At 41.3% G+C, this 985-nt stretch carries 2 protein-coding genes; both read left to right on the top strand.

Annotated elements, in window-relative coordinates:
• Nucleotides 1-241 (top strand): hypothetical protein (locus HMPREF3192_RS06815; protein ID WP_231723360.1); only part of this gene is annotated, 241 nt, incomplete at its 5' end.
• A gap of 3 nt (nucleotides 242-244) precedes the next feature.
• Nucleotides 245-772 (top strand): hypothetical protein, encoded by a 528-nt coding sequence (locus HMPREF3192_RS04240; protein ID WP_066305707.1) that lies wholly within the window; start codon nucleotides 245-247, stop codon nucleotides 770-772.
• Nucleotides 773-985 lie beyond the last annotated feature (213 nt).

Here is a 985-nt window from a genome sequence, read left to right as displayed (position 1 = left end):
TAGCGTTTCTCGAATGGTAAGAAACGCGAGTAATAACAAAAGTAATTACTTTTTGAAAGGAACAAACATGAAAGCAACTGATAACGAACTGCAAGAAATCATGTCTAGTTTGCGCTTAAAAGAATTAGCGCTACGTGAGATAACAAACGACATGTGCAACCATTCAGCAAATATAAAAGCGTTATACGAGAGAGTTCAAAAAGAAATCGGCGCCACCGCAGAAGCCGCGAGAGAGGAGTAACACATGGACGAAACAGATGAACCAACACAAGGCATGTTGAATTTTACACGCGCACTATTGGCACAGCGTATGGGCAACAAACGAGCAAAGGACTTGCCCGACGACGAGATAGCGTGGATAGCACCGCTAGTACAACATGAGCTCGACAAATTAATGGCGATAGCTAGAGATATTGTCATTTTGCGCTACGGGCTATATGGTAGCGAGCCTTTAAGCTATGAAAAAGTTGGCATACAGGTAGGCAAAGAAAAAACTTTAACACGCGAGCGAGCCCGCCAAATAACCGCACACACGATTAGAACATTAAGCCATGCAATCTTTTACATGAATCCCGATGAGTACAACTTGTACGCATTGTTATCAGGGAAAAAGGGCGCAACGCCTGTATTAAACCTTAACGATACCCTGCCAACAAGCGGCGACCTAGAGCACGTCATTAATGATCTCAAAATTATCCAATACAAATATAACGTGTGCCAATTCATCTTTGAAGAATATAAAAAATCACTTGATGAACAAATACCAGATTAAACATTCAGCGTTTGAAAGGAGCAACGTTGGCAGCCCTCATAAGAAGAACTGCACTCATTACAAATGTACTTACAAATGTAATCACTTTTTGAAAGGAAATGTTATGGCAGAAATGACCACAGGCGACTTCAACACAGGCGACTTCAACACAGGTTTTTTGTGCACAGGCAAGCAGACGATTGAAATCTTTAATAAGCCCTCAAACCTTACATA

This window comes from Atopobium deltae, assembly GCF_001552785.1.
GTDB lineage: Bacteria > Actinomycetota > Coriobacteriia > Coriobacteriales > Atopobiaceae > Atopobium > Atopobium deltae.
The sequence above is the reverse complement of the archived record's forward strand: the minus strand, read 5'-3'. Positions and strand labels throughout refer to the sequence as shown.

Coding starts and splice junctions, on each gene's coding strand:
- HMPREF3192_RS04240 (WP_066305707.1), top strand. CDS start 245: ATGGACGAAACAGATGAACCAACACAAGGCATGTTGAATTTTACACGC.